Genomic DNA, 19,081 nt, shown 5'->3' on the forward strand with positions numbered 1-19,081 from the left:
CATGGTCGATGCTGCCTTGATCAACGAATGCGCTGATCCGGCGCTGAAGCCGGCAATCGTCGAAAAGTTCGTGGAAGCGGCCGGATCCGAGGATCCTCTGGCGATCACGGTTCGCGCTGGCAACCGTGTCGTGCTGGTACCGAAGCCCCCGACACCGGAGGCGGCGATGGACCTGATCCGCGAAAATATCGGCCGCAATGTCGTGCGGGTCGGCATCACCCAATATCCGGCCGGGCTCGGCGTGCTCGAAGCGGGTGCCCTGAAACCCGATCTGGTCGATGCCTGCGCCAATCTGCGTATGGGCACGGCGCTGTTTGGCAAGGTCTATCGTATCGTTCTCAAATGGTATGGCAATCCGACGGGCAGACAAGCTGAGGCCCAGGTGTTTGAAGATGCCATTCTCGCCTGGCAGTCGGGGTATTTCGAGGGCGAGGCTGTGTTCCGGACCCCGAGCCCTGACGAGAAAGAGGCGGAAGCCGCTGTGGATGCTGCTCCGGGCGAGCAGGCGGAGGAAACGGCGGACGTGCCTGTCGCAGACGATCGAAGCGAACCGGCCAGCGATGATGCTGCCAACGACCCGAACAAGGCCGGGATCCGTGTCGATCTCTCCACCATCGGCGCGAGGTAGGCCTGGGCGATATGCAGATCTGCAGCGGCGCAGAGCCAATTATCCGCCTGTTTGCACTGGCGAAAATCGAACACGACCTCTATAAGGACGGCTAGGGCAGTACGCGCTGTCCTGGGGTGTGGAAACCCCTATCTGGCGGTTGGTACCGGCCGTTGCGGTACCAGAATCCTCTGACCATGTGGCCGGGGGCCTGTGACGTATGTCCAGGCTTCGGCTAAAGGTCTCAGGACTGTCCAGGTACAGTTTCCAACCCCCGGCTTGGGATCAGGGATTGACGTTTGCGGGGGCGCACCGCAGACAATTCCCGAAGTTGGAAACTGCAATGGATCCGGAAGATACGGCACTGATGGAAAAGCTTGAACTTCGACCGGTCTTCGGGTTGACGCAAGGACTCCCCGCAGCCGATCTTGAAACGCTGACGGTCGATGCGATCCGAAAACACAGGCAGCTGGTCGAGAAGGCCGACGCACTATACCAGGCACTTCCGGAAGACTATCAGAACGGCCGGGCGACCGGCGGTCCCCAGCATCTCGAATTTATCGAAGCCAGCATCGAAATGCACGCGCAGATGAGCGCGTTGAATACCCTTCTCTCGATCTTGGGCTATATCCCAAAGGTCTGTGTGAACTGATCGTCAAATCAGCTTTTTTCGGATCGCCGTTGCTGTCAGGTGCGCGATGGTATGAACATTGAACTGCTTGCGAGCATGTTCGATTTTGACGCGCACGCTGTTGTATTTGACGCCCTCGAGGTCCGCGACCTCTTCCATCGTTTTGCCGTCCGCGATCCAGCTCAGATAGGTCGCGCCCTTAGGATCGAGCCGGAGTTGCTCTTCCGCGGTCGGCGTCGGATCGGTGAACTGGATACGCGAGTGGAGCTGCGCGACCGCGGCGGCCGCCGCTACAGGATCGATGTCCCGCTCAGGGTCGACTTTCGGCTTTGAGGAAGCCAGCGTGAACAGTGCAAGAGCACCATGGGCAATTCCGACCGGGATCGTAATTCCCGACCGTATCCCGAAATCTGTTGCCAACGAGAAGAAGGACCGTTCGTCTTCAGTTAAGCGGGGTCTGTCCCAGTCGGCGCTCCAGGTGAAAGCCTGCCTTAGTGTCTGCGCGCGTTTGACGACAGGGTCGAGCTTGTTGAAGCGGCGCCTAAAATATTCGCCCTGCCATTCGGGATGGTAGTTGGACAAAGCACTCGAGTGGGTTGGCTGGACGTTTAGATAGGCGTAGCCGCTAAAGTCGCTTGTCGCGATAACTGCCTCCAACCCTTGCTTTACAAGATGCTCGTCGCCAGGAAGGGCAGAAAGATCGGTGAGTTTGTCCAGCCAATGCTGCATTCGCAATCTCCTCAAGTTTAAGCTGTCTTTGGGCGGCATCATTCTCTTCCTGGAGGAAGATGGACAGTGACCTATGAGGAGCTGTGAAATGTTGTATGGAAGCTGGCCGAGCGCGAGGTAGGCAGCATTGTCGTGATAGGATTCCTCCTGCTTTGATGCTTCTGCGAATGATACGACGACAACAGCAGCCACCGAATATTTCTCGATGGCTGCTTCTGTTTCCTGGCGGCTAATGTCATAACAATGCAAGAGTATCTACGCCTCCTGGCAATCCTCAGGCCATGGAAATGATGCGATGCATAATACGCTCTGTGTCGCGGTCGCCTTTTATCCAGTGAGACTCATCGGTACTTAAACGATAGTAGCTAGATGAACGGCTTCAAACGCGCTCGAGCGCCACTGCGATACCCTGACCGACGCCGATGCACATCGTGGCAAGCGCATACTTTCCCTGGCGCAGCGACAGTTCGAGCGCGGCCGTGCCGGCAATACGCGCACCGGACATGCCGAGCGGATGGCCGAGGGCGATCGCGCCACCATTCGGGTTCACGCGGGCGTCGTCATCGGCGACGCCGAGTTCGCGCAGCGTGGCAAGCCCCTGCGAGGCGAATGCCTCGTTGAGTTCGATGACGTCGAACTGGTCGACGGTCAGGCTGAGCAGTGCAATCAGTTTCCTGGAAGCCGGAGCGGGGCCGATGCCCATGACCCGCGGCGGAACGCCTGCGGCAGCACCGCCCATGAAGCGGGCGATCGGAGTCAGCCCATATTTTTTCGCGGCCGCTTCGGAGGCGATGATCAGCGCGGCAGCGCCGTCGTTGACGCCGGAGGCGTTGCCGGCGGTCACGGTGCCGCCTTCGATCTTGTTGACCGGCTTCAGTTTGGCCAGCGCCTCGATCGAGGTCGCACGCGGATGCTCGTCCTTGCCGACGACGATCGGATCGCCCTTGCGCTGCGGCACGGTGACCGGCGTGATCTCCTTGTCGAGCCTGCCGTTTTCCTGGGCGGCCGCGGCCTTGGCCTGAGAGCGGACAGCGAAGGCGTCCTGATCCTCGCGCGAAACCTTGTAGCCGATCGCCACGTTGTCGCCGGTCTCCGGCATGGAATCGACGCCGTACTGCTTCTTCATCAGCGGGTTGACGAAGCGCCAGCCGATCGTGGTATCGTAGAATTCGGCATTGCGGGAAAAGGCCGTTTCGGCCTTCGGCATCACGAAGGGCGCGCGGCTCATGCTTTCCACACCGCCGGCGATCATCAGTTCGGCCTCGCCGGCCTTGATGGCGCGGGCGGCGTTGATGACGGCATCCATGCCCGAACCACAAAGGCGGTTCATCGTCGTGCCGGTGACGGAAACCGGCAAGCCAGCCAGAAGGGCGGACATGCGGGCAACGTTGCGGTTGTCTTCGCCGGCCTGGTTGGCGCAGCCGTAGATCACGTCGGCGACGGCTTCCCAATCGACAGAGGCGTTGCGGACCATCAGCGCCTTTAGCGGGATCGCGCCAAGGTCATCGGCGCGAACGGAGGAGAGCGAACCGCCGAAACGGCCGATCGGGGTGCGGATATAGTCGCAGATGAATGCTTCGGTCATGATGTCTTCCTCAGAGTGCCGGCACGACGAGATCGCCGACTGGTCCGACGATATGGAGCTTGGCGCCGGTCATGGCCTGCAGTTCCTCGATGGTCATGCCCGGGAGCTTTTCGCGCAGGACGAAATGTCCATCCTTGATATCGACCACCGCGTGGCTGGTATAAACGCGGGTGATGCAGGCGACGCCTGTCAGCGGGAAGGTGCACTTCTCGACAAGTTTCGGCTCGCCGTTCTTGGTGACATGTTCGGTGATGACGGACACCTGTTTGGCGCCATGCACGAGGTCCATGGCGCCGCCGACGGCCGGCACGCCCTTCGAACCGACGCGCCAGTTGGCCAGGTCACCGCTTTCGGCGACCTGTAACGCGCCGAGGATCGCGACGTCCAGATGGCCGCCGCGGACCATGGCGAAACTGTCGGCATGATGGAAGAACGCGGCGCCCGGCAGCAATGTCACGGCCTTCTTGCCCGCATTGATGAGGTCCCAGTCTTCTTCGCCGGCAGCCGGCGCCTCGCCGAAATTGAGGATGCCGTTTTCCGTATGGAAAATCGCCTGCCGGCCCGGCGGCTGGTAACGGGCGACCATTTCCGGAAAGCCGATGCCGAGGTTCACATAGGCGCCGTCGATGATGTCCTGCGCGGCGCGCCAGGCGATTTGGGCGTTGGAGAGCTTGATGTCTTCGCGGGTGTTCACGGTCATGCCTGGACTCCCTCATACGCCGGCGCATAGACCACGCCTGCTCGGATGAGCTCTTCTTCCTGCTGGGGATTGGAAACCTCGACGACGTGGTCGACAAAGAGGCCCGGCGTCACGACGTGTTCCGGATCGATCTCACCCGCCTGCACGATCTTCGAAACCTGCACGATGGCCTTGGCCGCGGCCATGCACATCAGCGGATTGAAGTTGCGGCCGGCCTTGTTGTAGGTCAGGTTTCCGTAGGTATCGCCGAGATGCGCCTTGACGATCGCGAAGTCCGCCTTCAGCCAGCGTTCCTGCACATAATGCCTGCCGTCGAATTCGGCGATCGCCTTGCCTTCTGCCAGCTCGGTACCGAAGGCGGTCGGCGTGTAGAAGGCGGGAATGCCCGCGCCGCCAGCGCGGATGCGCTCGGCCAGCGTGCCCTGCGGCACCAGTTCCAGCTCGATCTGTCCTGCGAGATATCTGTCGGTGAACGCACGCGGATCGCTCGACTTCGGGAAGGAGCAGATCATTTTCCGGACCATCCCGGCGTCGATCATCGCCGCAATGCCGATGCGGCCGTTGCCGGCGTTGTTGTTGATAACGGTGAGGTTCTTCGGCTTCTTGTCGATCAGCGCATGAATGAGTTCGATCGGCGCGCCAGAGCCTCCAAAGCCGCCGATCATTACCGTTGCACCGTCGCCGATATCCGCGACCGCTTCCCCCAAACTATCGATTGTCTTCTGCATTAGAACTGCCTCCGAAAGACGCCTCCTGTTATAAGGTCATCTGTATTTCCAAATAAGACAAAGAAAGATGGACGACAATGAATTTGTGCGGTATATTATTTTTGTACGATTATCGCACAAAATGAGAGATCCCATGGAAGTCAGAGAGCGGGATGTGATGGGCGGCCTTGCCAAAGGCTTGAAGGTCATAGAAGCCTTCACCGCCGAGCATCCCCGTCTGTCGATTTCGGAGGCCGCCGAGATAACCGGGCTAGACCGGGCGACGACGCGACGCTGCCTTTTGACACTTTCCGAGCTTGGCTATGCCGCCTATGACGGCAAGTATTTTACCGTGACGCCGCGCATTCTCCGGCTCGGCACTGGCTGCCTCGCAACGATGCCGCTTCCGCGCATTGTGCAACCGATCCTCGACATGCTGTCGGAGGAGATAGGGCAAAGCACCTCCGTCTCGATCCTGGACGAGGAGGAGATCGTGTATGTTGCCCGAGCGGCTCATAGGAAGGTTATGTCAATTACGCTCATGCCCGGCTCACGCTTGCCATGCTATTGTACCTCAATGGGAAAAGTGCTGCTTTCTACCCTCCCTGAAGCTCAGGCGCGAGCGGTCCTTCAGAAAACGGAGCTTATTGCTCGGACGCCGAACACGCTTGTTGCCGTTGATGACCTGCTGAAGGAACTCAGGGCGACGAGAGAGCGTGGTTACGGAACCAGCGATCAAGAAGTTGAGCTCGGCTTGCGTTCTGTGGCGGTGCCGGTGATCTCCGCGCACAATAAAGTCCTCGCTGCCATCAATGTGGGCTTGGCTGCGTCCGCGGAAACGATGAATGACGTGATAAAAAGATATGTCCCACCGTTGTTGAGGGTGCAAAATGAGCTTAGAAAAATATTAATTTGATGCGGTGCAACAAGACGATTCACCAACGTCCCAGGATCGTTGATAATTCGCACCATAAACACAAAAAAGCGTGCACATGAACGATATCAGCAAAGACAGCCCCCTCGAACGGTACATGACTATCCTCGAAACGATTGCCCCGTTTCCGGATGGCTTGACAGCTGTTGAGCTCGAGACGGCGCTGGACCTTCCAAAGACGACCGTAAATCGTCTTCTAAACGTCCTAATCAGCAGTGGGATGGTGAATTCGCAAAACTCCCGAAACCGAAGCTTCCGCTTGGGCGAGCGAATTTTTCGGCTCATCCAGGCTTCGCCCGATACGAACTGGTTGGCGCTCCTAGCGCAACGTCCTCTGCAAATTCTCGCAGAGCAGACTGGGCAATCGGCATTTATTTCGCGCTTCGATGGGAAAGAAGTTCGCTCCGTTACGTGCGTCGCGCCTGACACACCCGTCAGGACTTATGTTATGCCCGGCATGCTTCTACCAATCAATGCGACGGCGTCGGCGAAGGCGATTCTCGCTTTTCAATCAAAAGACGTTCAGAAACGCATGCTCGAGCAGGAGCTGCAGAGCTACACCGATAATACAAAGACGACTGCGCAAAGCTTGTTGGAAGAGTTGGACAAGATCCGCATTCGCGGGTTCGCGTTGGATCTGGCCGAGCACGTTTCAGGCCTGGGTTCAATTGCATTCCCTATTCGGACAGGGCGCACCGAAGTGATAAACGCGGTGGGTGTGACGGGCCCCTATGGGATGATAATCGACAAAGATTTCGACACTCATTGCACTGCGATCGAAGCCACATCTCGCAAGCTTGCTAAGCTGCTGCAGATGCGGGGCGCACCTATGGAAGAAGCAGCATTAGAGGGTTAGCTCTAATCGGAATCAACGCCCTTGCGGTGGGCCGTTCCACGGGAGGCGGCCGCATGGGTTTTGAGAAAGCCATCAGATCATGCGTGAAAAGGTGAAGCCCAGCGATTCAAGCGCCTTGCCTCCGATTTGCCAATCACGCGTGGATCAATCGAAACGGCGCTGAACACCGTAATTTGTCACATATTCGGATAGACCGGCCCCTCGCCGCCCTGTGGCGGCACCCAGTTGATGTTCTGGTTGGGATCCTTGATATCGCAGGTCTTGCAGTGGACGCAGTTCTGGGCGTTGATGACGTAGGTATCCTTACCGTCCTTAGCCACCCATTCATAGACGCCGGCCGGACAGTAGCGGGTCGAGGGACCGGCATAGATGCCGTGCTCGGACGACTTCTGCAGCGCCATGTCCTTGACCTTGAGATGAACCGGCTGGTCTTCCTCGTGATTGGTGTTCGACAGGAACACCGAGGAGAGACGGTCGAAAGTGAGGACGCCGTCGGGCTTCGGGTATTCGATCTTCTTGTGCTGCGAGGCCGGTTCTAGGGATGCAGCGTCGGTCTTGCCGTGGCCTAGCGTGCCGAAGAAGGAGAAGCCGAACAGCGTATTGGTCCACATGTCGAGACCGCCGAGGCCGATGCCGACGAGCGTGCCGAACTTCGACCAGAGCGGCTTGACGTTGCGGACCTTCTTCAGGTCCTTGCCGATCGCGGTCTTGCGCCATTCGTTCTCGATCTCGGCGACCTCGTCATTGGCGCGGCCGGCAGCGATCGCGTCGGCGATCTTCTCGGCGGCGAGCATGCCTGACAGCACGGCGTTGTGGCTGCCCTTGATGCGGGGAACGTTGACGAAACCGGCCGAGCAGCCGATCAGCGCACCGCCCGGGAAGGTCAGCTTCGGTACCGACTGGTAGCCGCCCTCGGTGATGGCGCGGGCGCCGTAGGAGAGCCTCTTGCCGCCCTCGAAGGTGGCGCGGATCGCCGGATGCGTCTTGAAGCGCTGGAACTCCTCGAAGGGATAGAGATAGGGGTTCTTGTAGTTCAGGTGCACGACGAAGCCGACGGCGACCATGTTGTCTTCGAGGTGATAGAGGAACGAGCCGCCGCCCGCCGCCATGCCGAGCGGCCAGCCGAAGGAATGCTGCACCAGACCCTGCTTGTGGTTTTCAGGCTTGACCTGCCAGAGTTCCTTGATGCCGATGCCGAATTTCTGCGGCTCGCGATCCTTCTGCAGATCGAACTTGGCAATGAGCTGCTTGGCGACCGAGCCGCGCACGCCCTCGCCGATCAGCACGTATTTGCCGAGCAGCGCCATGCCGCGGGTAAAGTTCGGGCCGGGCTCGCCGTTCTTCTCGATGCCCATATCGCCGGTGGCGACGCCGATGACCGCGCCCTCGTCATTGTAGAGGACTTCGGTGGCGGCAAAGCCCGGATAGATCTCGACGCCGAGCGCTTCTGCGTGGCCCGCCAGCCAGCGACAGACGTTGCCGAGCGAAACAATGTAATTGCCGTGATTGTTCATCAGCGGCGGCATCAGCGCATTCGGCAGACGGATGGAGCCTGCAGGACCGAGCACCAGGAAGTTATCGTCCTTGACCTTCGTCTTGAAGGGATGGCTTTCATCCTCGCGCCAGCCCGGCAACAGCGCATCGATGCCGACCGGATCGACGACGGCGCCCGACAGGGTATGCGCGCCGACTTCGGCACCCTTCTCCAGCACGACGACCGAAAGCTCAGGATTGACCTGCTTCAGCCGAATGGCTGCCGACAGGCCCGCAGGTCCGCCGCCGACGATCACCACGTCGAACTCCATGCTTTCGCGTTCCAAGAGCAAGGCCTCCGACATTCTGGTCAATTCTCGCTGGGCGTAATCACAATCAGATCCCGATCGCCTGATATGCATCAGCGATCTTTCGGATCGCTATGACATAAGCGGCGGTACGCATGGTCTTCATTTTGCCTGCGCGCTTGACTGTAGCGATGTTCTCGTAGGCGCTACGCATCACGTCCTCCAAACCCGATCGAACGAGATCAATCTCGGCGCCTCCTTCGAGGAACTCGTCTCGAATATCGGTAGGAAACGACCTCTCAGTCATTGCCTCAAGCGCATGGGTGATTTGCATGTTCCGACGCTCGCGTCGGCGACGTTCCATAAGACCGAACGGAATGTGGGTGATGTTTTTGACCCACTCGAAGTAACTGACAACAACGCCACCCGCATTCACGAAGAGATCCGGTAGCACCGGGATACCTCGATCGGTAAGGATCTCCTCCGCCTCTGCGCTTACAGGCCCGTTCGCGCCCTCGACAATAAGCCGCGCTCCGATCCTACCAGCATTCTCTGCGGTAATGGCATTTTCCATCGCGGCAGGGATCAGGATATCGCACTCTAGTTCCAAACCTTTGTAGGCGTCTTCGACGCTGATAGAACCTGGGAAACCTAAGATCGTACCGTGCGCGAGTTGGTACCGTTTGACACTTTCAATCGGCAACCCGTCAGCGTTAAAAATGTATCCGTCCCGCTCGACTATACCGGTGACTTTCACGCCATCGTTTTCCTGCAGAAACTTAGCAGCATGATACCCGACATTACCGAACCCTTGGACGACAGCCGTCATCTCAGCCAGCGATCGTCTGCCATCAATGCCGCTTTCCAAGGGATCACGAAGGTAGCTCTGAATTGCATATTGCACACCGCGCCCGGTAGCTTCCGTTCGCCCAGCGATACCCCCGCGTGCTAACGGTTTGCCAGTTACACAGGCGTTCGCGTTCACAACGTCTGACGGTCCTGTGCGCTTGTACTCGTCTGCCATCCACGCCATTTCCCGCTCGCCGGTGCCCATATCAGGCGCCGGCACGTTGCGACCCGGGCAGATCAGGTTCCTTTTCGCAAGCTCTTGGGTGAAGCGACGCGTGATCCGCTCGAGCTCATGAGGCTCCCATTCAGTAGGATCAATCTTTAACGCGCCTTTCGAACCTCCAAAGGGGACGTCAACAACTGCGCATTTGAGGCTCATGAGTGCGGCCAGCGCCTCAACCTCTTCCTGGTCCGACAACATCGAATATCTTATCCCGCCCTTAGCGGGTTCGACATGCTCGCTGTGAACAGAGCGCCAGCCAGTGAAACTGTACATTCGGCCGCGCAGTCTGACACCAAACCTCACGGTGTAGGTAGAATTGCAGGCCTTGATGCGCTCGGCCAATCCCTCGGAGAGATCGAGATGCTCCATCGCTCGGTCGATATAAGCTTCGACACTGTCGAGAAATCGGGCGCTCGAGACGGCATTCTGTGAGGGCGATTGAACCATTTCGGTACTCCGACTCAATGATCGCGCAGCGCTGCTGGCGGCAATGTTGTTGTCAGTGGATGTGTGTTTGCCCAGTCGCGTAGCGACCTTTGGGGTTCTAATTGTGCTTGAACCGCCTCAGAGAGATTTCTCTAGCTCTGGCAGAACCTCAAAAAGATCGCCGACGAGACCGTAATCCGCGACCTGGAAGATCGGCGCCTCCTCGTCCTTGTTGATGGCAACGATGACCTTCGAATCCTTCATGCCGGCGAGATGCTGGATCGCACCCGAAATGCCGCAGGCGATGTAGAGCTGCGGAGCGACGACCTTGCCGGTCTGTCCGACCTGCCAGTCGTTCGGAGCGTAGCCTGCATCGACGGCGGCGCGCGAGGCACCGACCGCTGCACCGAGCTTGTCGGCGACCGGTAGAATGACTTCCTGGAACTTCTCGGCAGAGCCTAGCGCACGGCCGCCGGAGATGATGATCTTGGCGGAGGTCAGTTCCGGACGGTCGGAGGTCGAAAGCGCGTCCGAGATGTAGGTCGCGAGGCTCGAAGAAGATGCTGCCGCCGAGATTGCCTCGACGATAGCAGTTGGGCCTTGGGAGGCCTGGGAAAATGACGCGGTACGCACCGTGATGACCTTTTTGGCGTCGGTCGCTTGAACGGTCTGGATGGCGTTGCCGGCATAGATTGGGCGCTTGAAGGTCTCGGCGGAGACGACTTCGATGATTTCAGAAATCTGCGCGACATCCAGCAGAGCGGCAACGCGCGGCAACACGTTCTTGCCGGTCGAGGTCGCTGCCGCGATGATCGTGTCGTAGCTGCCTGCCAGCGAAACGATCAGGTCGGAGAGCGGCTCGGCCAGATTGTTGGCGAGCTCGTCGCTTTCGGCGAGCAGAACCTTAGAAACGCCTGCAAGCTTTGCAGCCGCATCGGCAGCAGCCTTGGCGCCCTTGCCGGCGACCAGCACATGAACGTCGCCGCCGATTTTGGAAGCGGCCGTCAGCGCCTTGCCGGTCTGGTCGTAAAGGGTTGCGTTGTCGTGGTCAGCCAGAAGAAGAATGGTCATGGTCGTTAATGCTTTCTCGAACCTTAGAGGACGCCAGCGGTCTTGAGCTTTTCGACAAGCTCGGCGACCGACTTGACCTTGACGCCAGACTTGCGGCCGGACGGCTCTTCGGTCTTCAGCACCTTGAGGCGCGGCTCTGTGGAGACGCCGAAATCAGCCGGGCTCTTCTTGTCGAGCGGCTTCTTCTTCGCCTTCATGATGTTCGGCAGTGACGCATAGCGCGGCTCGTTGAGGCGAAGGTCGGTGGTGACGACAGCCGGGAGCTTGACGTCGATCGTCTGCAGGCCGCCATCGACTTCGCGGGTCACGGTTGCCTTGACGTCGCCGAGTTCGATCTTCGAGGCGAAGGTCGCCTGCGCGGACCCCATCAGCGCTGCCAGCATCTGGCCGGTCTGGTTACTATCGTCATCGATCGCCTGCTTGCCGACGATGATAAGGCCGGGCTTTTCAGCGTCGGCGACGCCCTTCAGGATCTTGGCAACGGCGAGCGGCTCGACGGCGTCGTCGGTTTCGACGAGGACGGCGCGGTCGGCGCCCATGGCGAGCGCGGTGCGCAGCGTTTCCTCGGTCTTGGCCGGACCGATCGAGACCACGACCACTTCCTCCGCCTTGCCGGCTTCCTTCAGGCGAAGCGCTTCTTCTACCGAGATTTCATCGAACGGGTTCATCGACATCTTGACGTTGGCGAGCTCGACACCCGTGCCATCCGGCTTGACGCGGATCTTCACGTTGTAGTCAACCACCCGCTTCACTGGGACGAGAATTTTCATGACAAGCCTTCCGCGATGGAGGATTAGGGCTCGGCAAAACCGAGCCCTTCTCTTCCAGTAGATGTTACTTAATTACCTTTGCCTCGCCTACGGTCGCTGCAGACGGATCAAGGTCATACTTCTTCAGTATTTCCTGAAGTTTTCCAGAGGAACGGTCGGCTTCGATCGTCGCGTTCACTGCATTGATAAAGGCCTCGTTCGACTTCGAAAGCAGGAAAGCCGTTTGCGAGGCATCAGTTGTCGCCTTGATGCGCGGATCGGCCTTGAGAAGCCGGACTTTGACGTTTGAATTCTTGTTTAGCACAACAGCTGCGCCATAGCCTTCGAGACCGGCGTCGATACGCTTGGATTGGATATCCTGCGCCAGGTTTAGCGAGGACGGATAGGTTGTCGAACCTTCCAGCTCATTTTCCATCTGGGTGACCCAAGCGTAGCCCTCAACAGTGCCAACCTTCTTACCTTTGAGCTGATCCAGGGTGTCGTAACCTTCGATAGACGCTACGGCCAGCTGATCAAGATAAACCGGGTTCGACAACGTCACGACCTTTTCGCGTGCGGCAGTGCGGTAGAACCCGCCCAGCGCGATGTCCGCGCGTTCGGACTGGACAGCTGACACGGCGGCTGGGTAAGTGAAAATCTCATAAGTGATGTCCAGGCAATTCTTTTTGGCGAATTCCTTGACGAGATCGCCGTCGATACCAGAAATCGCGCCGTTGTCCTCAAGCGAGTACGGCGGGGTGTTCGTGAGCGCGACCGTCAGCTTCCCTTTGTTGATAGTCTCAAATTTGTGCTCCGGCGTGCAAGACTGCGCTGCCGCTCCGTATGCACCGATCGTGGACACGCAAAGTGCAGCTACAGTTGCCTTGATCAAGTTCTTCATTTCGTTCTCCTTCTGGAAGAGCGCCAGGTTCTGCCTAACGCGTTGTTACGTCAGCCGAGATGGCTGCCGAGGCGCCGTTCGGTCCAGGAAACCAGCCAACCGAACGGAATTGTAATGGCGAGATAAAACAATCCCGCGAGGACGAGGACATCGAGATACAGGTAGGTGGCCGCGCCAATTCGATAGGCTCGGGCGAGCAACTCTGGTATTGCGATCGTGAAAGTCAGCGCTGTAGCTTGAAATATGAGGACAGCAAAACCCATCAAGGCAGGCACGGCGAAGAGGACGCCTTGAGGTATCACCACAAATCGCATGGTATCGAACTGGGTGAGACCGAGCGCCCAACCGGCCTCGATTTCTCGACATGGCACAGCGTTGAGCCCGGCTCTCAATATTTCGGACGTATAGGCCGCAGTGGTCAAAGCCAGCGCAATAGAGCCCGAAGCGAAAGCACTTACGCTCAGTCCGGCCGATGGCAAACCGTAGTACACCATCTGAAGAACAACGAGAGCTGGAGCACCGCGACCGATCTCAACAAGAACGATGGCCGGATATTTGAACGCCCGGTTTTTGGTCGAAGACGCGAGCGCTAGGACGAGGCCGAGCGGTAAGCCGAACGCAATGGCGAGCCCTGCAAGTTGAAGACTGACCAAGAGGCCCTTGAACAGCTGTGGTGACCATTCGAGCCAGTTCGCGAAGAATTCATTCATCGTGCGATCCTCCGACGCAGCGCTTCGTCGATCGCGCGCGAATAGTAGGCGACAGGTATCGAAAGCAGGATGTATAAGAGTGCAGCAAATAGAAACGGGGTGAACCCTCCGCCCGCTTTTTGCGCTTCCTGGGAAACCAGCATCATCACATCACGGACGCCGATCGTGGATGCGACAGTTCCGTCTTTGAGAAGGCTGACGAGAAATGTCGCCATCGGCGGAAGACAAACGCGAAAGACCTGCGGACCGAGGATGAACCGCAGAACGTCCGTGCGTGTCATCCCCATGGCAATCGCCGCCTCGCTTTGTCCCAGAGGAAGAGCCAAGAAGCCGCCGCGGTAAATCTCAGCGAGATATGCAGACGAAACCAAGCCGAGACCGAGTATCGCCGCTTGAAGCGACGTGAACCTCAGAAAGCCGCTTCCAATCCCGAAAAAGATGATGAAGAGCCAGACCACGGGCGGAATGCCACGGAAGACGTCAATGTAGACCCTCGCTATGAGCCGAAGAGGAAAGCTCCGCGATCGCCGCATTAAAACGAGAGGTACCGCAATAATCGCGCCGAGGACAAACGCCCCGACGGTCACCATCAGCGTAGCGGGGATGCCCTTTAAAAGTGAGAGAAGCACATCCAACATCAGTGACGATCCAAAATGGCGCGGAAAAACTTTTGTGTTCTCGCGGACGAGGGTCGTTTGATGACTTCATCAGGCGTGCCCTGCTCAATGATTTCGCCGTCAGCCATCACAATGACTCGATTTGCGACCTCGGCCGCGAACCCAATCTCGTGAGTGACTACGATCATTGTCATGCCCTCGCGTGCGAGCTCGCGCATGACCTCGAGAACTTCGAGACCGAGTTCTGGATCGAGTGCAGAGGTGGGCTCGTCAAAGAGCATCACTTTCGGATCAAGCGCCAAAGCTCTGGCGATTGCGATACGCTGCTGCTGACCACCAGAAAGCCGAGACGGGTAGCTTTTTGCTTTATCCGCCAGTTGAACACGCTCAAGAAGAGACATGGTTCTCGCTTGCGCATCCGAGAACGAGCGCCCGAGCACACGCATTTGCGGCAGTGTAATATTTTTCTCAACGGTCATGTGCGGGAATAGGTTGAATGATTGGAAAACCATCCCCGTCGAGCGTCGAAGCTTCAGCAGGTCGGCGGACGTTAAGCTATGATCGAGCGAGAAGTTGAACTGTCCAACTTGGAGCACGCCCGACGAAGGATGCTCCAGCATGTTGACAGTGCGCAGAAGTGTGCTCTTGCCAGCCCCGCTAGGGCCGACTATCGCTACAACTTCGCCGCGCTCAATTTCCAGGCTGACATTTTTGACGGCATGATAGTTGCCGTATTTGACGTTGATGTCCTGTAGACGAACTATGCGGTTATCTTTTGCCATTGTCTTTCTGGTTCCCATCGCGGGTTTTGAAGCTGGCCCGCAATCTCGAACCGATCCCCTGTTTTCTATCTTTTGAGTTTTCGTTCATGCCGGGATGTTTCGGTCCTTCGTCGGCCGAAGGCGCTCTGTTCCCGGAGCTGATATGGGAGCGCCGTGCAGTGCCCAATCTGCTGCAATTTGTCCGATTACAGGCGCGAGTTGGATACCATAGCCGCCAGCTCCCGCAGCGGTTACCAAGCGAGGCGCATTTTCGTCGATCGGACCAACGAACGGTCGGTGATCGCGTGTCTCAGGATACAGGCCAGCCCAACCTCGTCCGAGCCGTGCACCCGGGAGCCCAGGAACGCGTTCCATAAGAAGTTCAGCGAGAGCGACTTTCGACTCATCTTCGCATTGGTCGTTATAGAGATCCGGATTTTCTGGCTCTTTTGATGCGACCTTGTGGATCTCTGCGATGAGTTCGGTTGGCTTTTCGTAACGAAAGTTCAGGCCGGTGCCCTCGCCGTTTACGAGATCCATAACCATCGGCATGGTGTAATCGAGCGGCTCATCCAGCAGGATTGTCACAGCCTCATGCCGCTCCGGTCTCAGGTGTAGTTGCTGTTCGAGCAACTCCGCGACTTTCGGCGCCCAGGCGCCTGCGGCATTTACGATGACATCGCATTGAACCACTCCAGACGAGGTCTGGACCTCGTAACCATCCTGGTTCTTTCGCACGCTCTCGACCTTGCAGAACTGCCGGACAGTGCTTCCATGCTTTTTGACTTTTCCTGCGAGGATAGTGCATAGCTGATGAGGATCGATAAACCCGTCATCGGGTCCGAAAATGCCACCCGCGAGCCCAGTCGAGTCGAGGTGCGGGACCAGTTTTTGCAAATCCTTGCTGTCATAAACCGAAGCTTTGAAACCCATTTCCCGCTGATATTCGACGGACTTGGCGAAAAGCTTCATTTGCTCTTCAGTCCTTGCCAGCCTGAGATAGCCAATGTGATGAAAATCCAGGCCCTCGGCTTCCCATTCCCTGAACTGGCGAAGGGAGTGGGAGCGCAGCAGGACATCGAAGGGATCCGTCATCTGCGTCCCGACAACACCGACCGATCGGCCACTTGAACCTGATGCGACCGCGCCAGCGTCTATGACGGTCACATGGGCGCCCTGTTGACAAAGGTTGATGGCGGTGCACATGCCTAACGTGCCGGCGCCGATTACCACTACATGAGGAGATTTTTGCATTTTTTCCTACTTTAATTGCGGCCTTAGGCGCATGGTTCAAGCGCGTTTCGCGATATCGCCCAGGGTGTCGTCAATTGCAGCCAGGATGGTCGCGGCATCTGCTTCGGACATCGGCGTGGAGAGCGCGAATAGCCCGTAGCTCGCCGATAGCACTCCACGGTTGAGCAGGCCCTTGTGTAAGGCGTCGAGCTTTTTGCGTTCATCCGCAGTCGGATAAATCGATCGATAGTCAGTGATGGGCTTGCTGGTGAAATGGATCTTGAAGAGGGAGCCCAAGCCTACGCTTTGGCCGTCGAGCTTGTGCTTAGCGAATGCGGTATTGGTGCCTTCTCGAATAACCGAGCCGATACGATCGAGGTGTGCAAATGCCTCCGGCGTCAATGCTTCCATCGCAGCTATGCCTGCTCGCATCGTGACCGGGTTAGCAGTGAACGTGCCTCCGTGGGGCAGCGCAGGCTTGCCGCGGGTTGGGTCAAAAACCGCCATAATCTCAGGCCGGCCTGCTATGGCGCCAACCGGGAAACCACCTCCGATAATCTTTCCGAGCGAGGTGAGGTCCGGCTGGATGCCCCATAGTCCCTGTGCACCTGAATGGCCCAGCCGGAACGAAATCACTTCGTCGAAAATGACCAGCGCGTTCGAAGCGTGGGCGGTTTTCACGAGTGCCTCAAGATAGTCTTTGCGGGCGGGGATAAGACCTGCCCGATTCGGCATGGGGTCGATCAAAACCGCTGCGATTTCGCTGCCGTGGCTTTTGAAAATCGCGCCAAGCACGTCAATGTCATTGAACGGCACGACGAGAACATCGCTTAGCACGCCCTGTGGCGTACCTTTTGCATAAGGCGTCGAGGCCGGGACATTCCCCCAATTTCCGGGCGCACTGTCCAAGCTCACTTCGGCAAAGTCGTAGGAACCGTGGTAGGCGCCTTCGATTTTCACGATTTTTGGTCGATTTGTGAAAGCTCTCGCCGCTTTGATCGCCATCATGACGGCTTCAGTGCCGGAATTCGCAAAGCGAATTTGATTGTTGCCAGGGAGGCGGGCAACGAGAAGCTCAGCGAGTTCAATTTCGCTCAGGGTCGGAGCCCCAAATGCCGTTCCACTCGGAAGCTGGGCGGTCACAGCAGACACCGCCGCCGGCTGCGCATATCCATGGATCATGGCGGTGAAATTGTTAATGCAATCGTAGTAGCTGTTGCCATCAACGTCCCAAACTTTGCAGCCTTCGCCGCGTGCTGCATAAATCGGGAATGGATCGATAAAGACGGTCGTGCGAGTGTTACCGCCCGGCATCACTTTCCGAGCTCTTTCGAAAAGCTTTTGTGACGCGCTGTGGTCCGAAGGATACGTGGACATTCTAGTTCCTAAGCTTGAACGGGGATCGGTGGGCGCTTTCTAAAGAGCGCGCCTACTTCGTCATGATGGTGCGGCTCTGCTCGCGCATGAACTGCGGGACATACCAGGAGCCTAGGCCACCCTTCCCGCTCACACCGGTGCCTTTCCAGCCGCAGAAGGGCTGCGCACCTGGCCATGCGCCAGTTGTGGCGCCACTTGCCCGGTTCGCGTAGAGAACGCCGGCTTCTGCGTGATCGAGGAAATACTGAAGCTCGGCGTCGTCTCGGGTGAATATCCCCGCCGAGAGACCGTATGCCACGGCGTTACCTTCAGAGATGGCATCCGCCAGGTTATCGACGCCCCGAATAACAACGAACGGCATAAACAGTTCATCACGGGTGAGGTCGCTCGGGCTGTCCAGCTCAACGATTGCTGGCAAGAAATAGTTGCTGGGCATTCCGTCAATCTTCGACCCGCCGAAATGTACTTCACCTTCGGCTTTTGCCTTGGACACGGCCTTTGTAAAACGATCTACGGTCCCACCATTATAGAGCGGCCCGACGTAAGTGTTTTGGTCGCGAGGGTCGCCTACGGTAAGCTTGGCGGCGAATTCTTTCGCACGATCGATAAATTCCGCCTTCACGGAATTGTCGACGTAGACCACCGAGCACGCTGAACACTTCTGTCCCTGCAGTCCGAACGCGGAACGAACGACGCCTTGAGCCGCACGCTCAACATCAGCATTCCGAGTAACGTAAGCTGGATTCTTACCGCCCATTTCTGCCAAAACCGGCTTCATCCATGGACCAAGCGCCATGTGACGGAAGATGCTCATTCCGGTCTTGTGCGAGCCGGTGAATGCTACACCATCGATCCCCTTATTGGTGATCAAGGCTTCTCCGACTTCGCCGCCGCCTAGGACAATATTGAACACACCCTTCGGCAAACCTGCCTTCGCGATAGACTCGGCGATCAGCAGCCCGGTCAGCTGGCATTCAGGCGAAGGCTTGAATACAATTGCATTGCCACCCAGCAAAGCCGCAATGATAGGGCCGACAGACAGGGCAACCGGAAAGTTGAAAGGAGCGATGACCGCAAAGACCCCATAAGGTCGAAGAACGCTCACAGCGGTTTCGTTGGCCACCAGTTCGTTCATCGGACGCTGATAGCCATTGTTGTTCTTGAGTTCAGAGGAATAGTAGTCGACCATATCGACGACCTCCTCGGCCTCGCCGAGCGCCTCCACGCGTGTCTTTCCTACCTCATAGAGCGCAGCCAAGCCGAGCTTGTACTTATTCTCAGTCAACACTTCCTTCCAACGCTGCGCGAACGCCAATCGTTCTTCGAAGGAAACATAGTTCCAAGTCTTTGCGCCCGCTCGCGCCGCGCTGACAGCTGCGTCGACGTCCTTCGACGTGGAAACAGGGAAGGTTCCAATCACCAGAGTAGGATCGATTGGGCTAATCGTATCGACCGTATTTCCGGTCGCGAACTCAGTTGCCCAAGCTTTGCCGAGGATCGTCGCCTCGAAGTCGGGGATGTTCTCCGAGATAAACTCGTGAACGGGTGTCAAGTCGACGCCTAGGTTCGAGTACGTAATACGGGGGAGCTGATCTACCATTGGCTTAGTTCCGCTTTTCGATATAATTACCGTT

The 19,081-nt window shown here is 57.8% G+C and carries 19 protein-coding genes; 4 read left to right on the forward strand and 15 right to left on the reverse strand.

Going from position 1 to position 19,081, the window contains the following annotated elements; translation table 11 throughout:
* Position 1: 1 nt before the first annotated feature.
* Positions 2 to 628 carry a TraH family protein gene (locus tag ACP7B1_RS23560; protein WP_426137331.1) on the forward strand — a complete coding sequence of 209 codons (627 nt, stop codon included), beginning with the start codon at positions 2 to 4 and terminating at the stop codon, positions 626 to 628.
* 322 nt (positions 629 to 950) lie between these two features.
* Positions 951 to 1,259, forward strand: coding sequence for a transcriptional repressor TraM (locus ACP7B1_RS23565; RefSeq protein ID WP_426137332.1), 309 nt, complete (start codon positions 951 to 953; stop codon positions 1,257 to 1,259).
* 3 nt (positions 1,260 to 1,262) lie between these two features.
* On the opposite strand, the gene traR is transcribed toward ACP7B1_RS23565, so the two are convergent.
* The 4 genes from traR to ACP7B1_RS23585 form a co-directional block, all read right to left on the reverse strand.
* Positions 1,263 to 1,967, reverse strand: a complete 705-nt coding sequence (gene traR, locus ACP7B1_RS23570; RefSeq protein ID WP_426137333.1) for an autoinducer-binding transcriptional regulator TraR — start codon at positions 1,965 to 1,967, stop codon at positions 1,263 to 1,265.
* 379 nt (positions 1,968 to 2,346) lie between these two features.
* Positions 2,347 to 3,552, reverse strand: coding sequence for a 3-oxoadipyl-CoA thiolase (gene pcaF / locus ACP7B1_RS23575; RefSeq protein ID WP_426137334.1), 1,206 nt, complete (start codon positions 3,550 to 3,552; stop codon positions 2,347 to 2,349).
* A 10-nt stretch (positions 3,553 to 3,562) separates the two neighbouring features.
* Complete coding sequence (locus ACP7B1_RS23580) at positions 3,563 to 4,252, reverse strand: CoA transferase subunit B (protein WP_426137335.1); 690 nt, start codon at positions 4,250 to 4,252, stop codon at positions 3,563 to 3,565.
* Complete coding sequence (locus tag ACP7B1_RS23585) at positions 4,249 to 4,980, reverse strand: 3-oxoacid CoA-transferase subunit A (protein ID WP_426137336.1); 732 nt, start codon at positions 4,978 to 4,980, stop codon at positions 4,249 to 4,251. The genes ACP7B1_RS23580 and ACP7B1_RS23585 overlap by 4 nt, the downstream gene beginning before the upstream one ends.
* 133 nt (positions 4,981 to 5,113) lie before the next feature.
* Between ACP7B1_RS23585 and ACP7B1_RS23590 the strand changes: the two genes are divergently transcribed.
* Together ACP7B1_RS23590 and ACP7B1_RS23595 are read left to right on the forward strand one after the other, a co-directional pair.
* Positions 5,114 to 5,875 (forward strand): IclR family transcriptional regulator domain-containing protein, encoded by a 762-nt coding sequence (locus tag ACP7B1_RS23590; RefSeq protein ID WP_426137372.1) that lies wholly within the window; start codon positions 5,114 to 5,116, stop codon positions 5,873 to 5,875.
* Between the two features lie 76 nt (positions 5,876 to 5,951).
* The gene (locus ACP7B1_RS23595) at positions 5,952 to 6,749 is read left to right on the forward strand and encodes an IclR family transcriptional regulator (protein WP_426137337.1); all 798 of its coding nucleotides are present in this window, start codon (positions 5,952 to 5,954) and stop codon (positions 6,747 to 6,749) included.
* Positions 6,750 to 6,925: 176 nt separating this feature from the next.
* Here the strand turns inward: ACP7B1_RS23595 and ACP7B1_RS23600 are convergent, their stop codons facing one another.
* The 11 genes from ACP7B1_RS23600 to ACP7B1_RS23650 all read right to left on the reverse strand — a co-directional run bounded on the left by ACP7B1_RS23600 (position 6,926) and on the right by ACP7B1_RS23650 (position 19,047).
* The gene (locus tag ACP7B1_RS23600; protein WP_426137338.1) at positions 6,926 to 8,587 is read right to left on the reverse strand and encodes an electron transfer flavoprotein-ubiquinone oxidoreductase; all 1,662 of its coding nucleotides are present in this window, start codon (positions 8,585 to 8,587) and stop codon (positions 6,926 to 6,928) included.
* A gap of 31 nt (positions 8,588 to 8,618) precedes the next feature.
* A complete protein-coding gene (locus ACP7B1_RS23605) occupies positions 8,619 to 9,971 on the reverse strand; it encodes a Glu/Leu/Phe/Val family dehydrogenase (protein ID WP_426137373.1) in 1,353 nt (450 codons plus the stop codon).
* 195 nt (positions 9,972 to 10,166) lie between these two features.
* Positions 10,167 to 11,099 (reverse strand): electron transfer flavoprotein subunit alpha/FixB family protein, encoded by a 933-nt coding sequence (locus ACP7B1_RS23610; RefSeq protein WP_426137339.1) that lies wholly within the window; start codon positions 11,097 to 11,099, stop codon positions 10,167 to 10,169.
* 23 nt (positions 11,100 to 11,122) lie between these two features.
* Positions 11,123 to 11,869, reverse strand: coding sequence for an electron transfer flavoprotein subunit beta/FixA family protein (locus ACP7B1_RS23615; protein WP_426137340.1), 747 nt, complete (start codon positions 11,867 to 11,869; stop codon positions 11,123 to 11,125).
* A gap of 64 nt (positions 11,870 to 11,933) precedes the next feature.
* Complete coding sequence (locus tag ACP7B1_RS23620) at positions 11,934 to 12,749, reverse strand: substrate-binding periplasmic protein (RefSeq protein ID WP_426137341.1); 816 nt, start codon at positions 12,747 to 12,749, stop codon at positions 11,934 to 11,936.
* A gap of 50 nt (positions 12,750 to 12,799) precedes the next feature.
* On the reverse strand, positions 12,800 to 13,459 hold the full coding sequence (locus ACP7B1_RS23625; RefSeq protein ID WP_426137342.1) for an amino acid ABC transporter permease: 660 nt from the start codon (positions 13,457 to 13,459) through the stop codon (positions 12,800 to 12,802).
* Positions 13,456 to 14,097: an amino acid ABC transporter permease gene (locus ACP7B1_RS23630; RefSeq protein WP_426137343.1), complete on the reverse strand. Its 642-nt coding sequence runs from the start codon at positions 14,095 to 14,097 to the stop codon at positions 13,456 to 13,458. Before ACP7B1_RS23630 ends, ACP7B1_RS23625 begins: the two co-directional genes overlap by 4 nt.
* The gene (locus tag ACP7B1_RS23635) at positions 14,097 to 14,858 is read right to left on the reverse strand and encodes an amino acid ABC transporter ATP-binding protein (protein WP_426137344.1); all 762 of its coding nucleotides are present in this window, start codon (positions 14,856 to 14,858) and stop codon (positions 14,097 to 14,099) included. Before ACP7B1_RS23635 ends, ACP7B1_RS23630 begins: the two co-directional genes overlap by 1 nt.
* An 84-nt stretch (positions 14,859 to 14,942) precedes the next feature.
* Positions 14,943 to 16,091, reverse strand: a complete 1,149-nt coding sequence (locus ACP7B1_RS23640; protein WP_426137345.1) for an NAD(P)/FAD-dependent oxidoreductase — start codon at positions 16,089 to 16,091, stop codon at positions 14,943 to 14,945.
* A gap of 36 nt (positions 16,092 to 16,127) precedes the next feature.
* A complete protein-coding gene (locus ACP7B1_RS23645) occupies positions 16,128 to 17,447 on the reverse strand; it encodes an aspartate aminotransferase family protein (protein WP_426137346.1) in 1,320 nt (439 codons plus the stop codon).
* Positions 17,448 to 17,499: 52 nt separating this feature from the next.
* Entirely contained in the window at positions 17,500 to 19,047 is a 1,548-nt protein-coding gene (locus tag ACP7B1_RS23650; RefSeq protein WP_426137347.1) for an aldehyde dehydrogenase family protein, read from the reverse strand.
* Between the last annotated feature and the right edge of the window lie 34 nt (positions 19,048 to 19,081).

It is taken from the genome of Phyllobacterium sp. SL163, from assembly GCF_049896885.1.
Lineage (GTDB): Bacteria > Pseudomonadota > Alphaproteobacteria > Rhizobiales > Rhizobiaceae > Phyllobacterium > Phyllobacterium calauticae.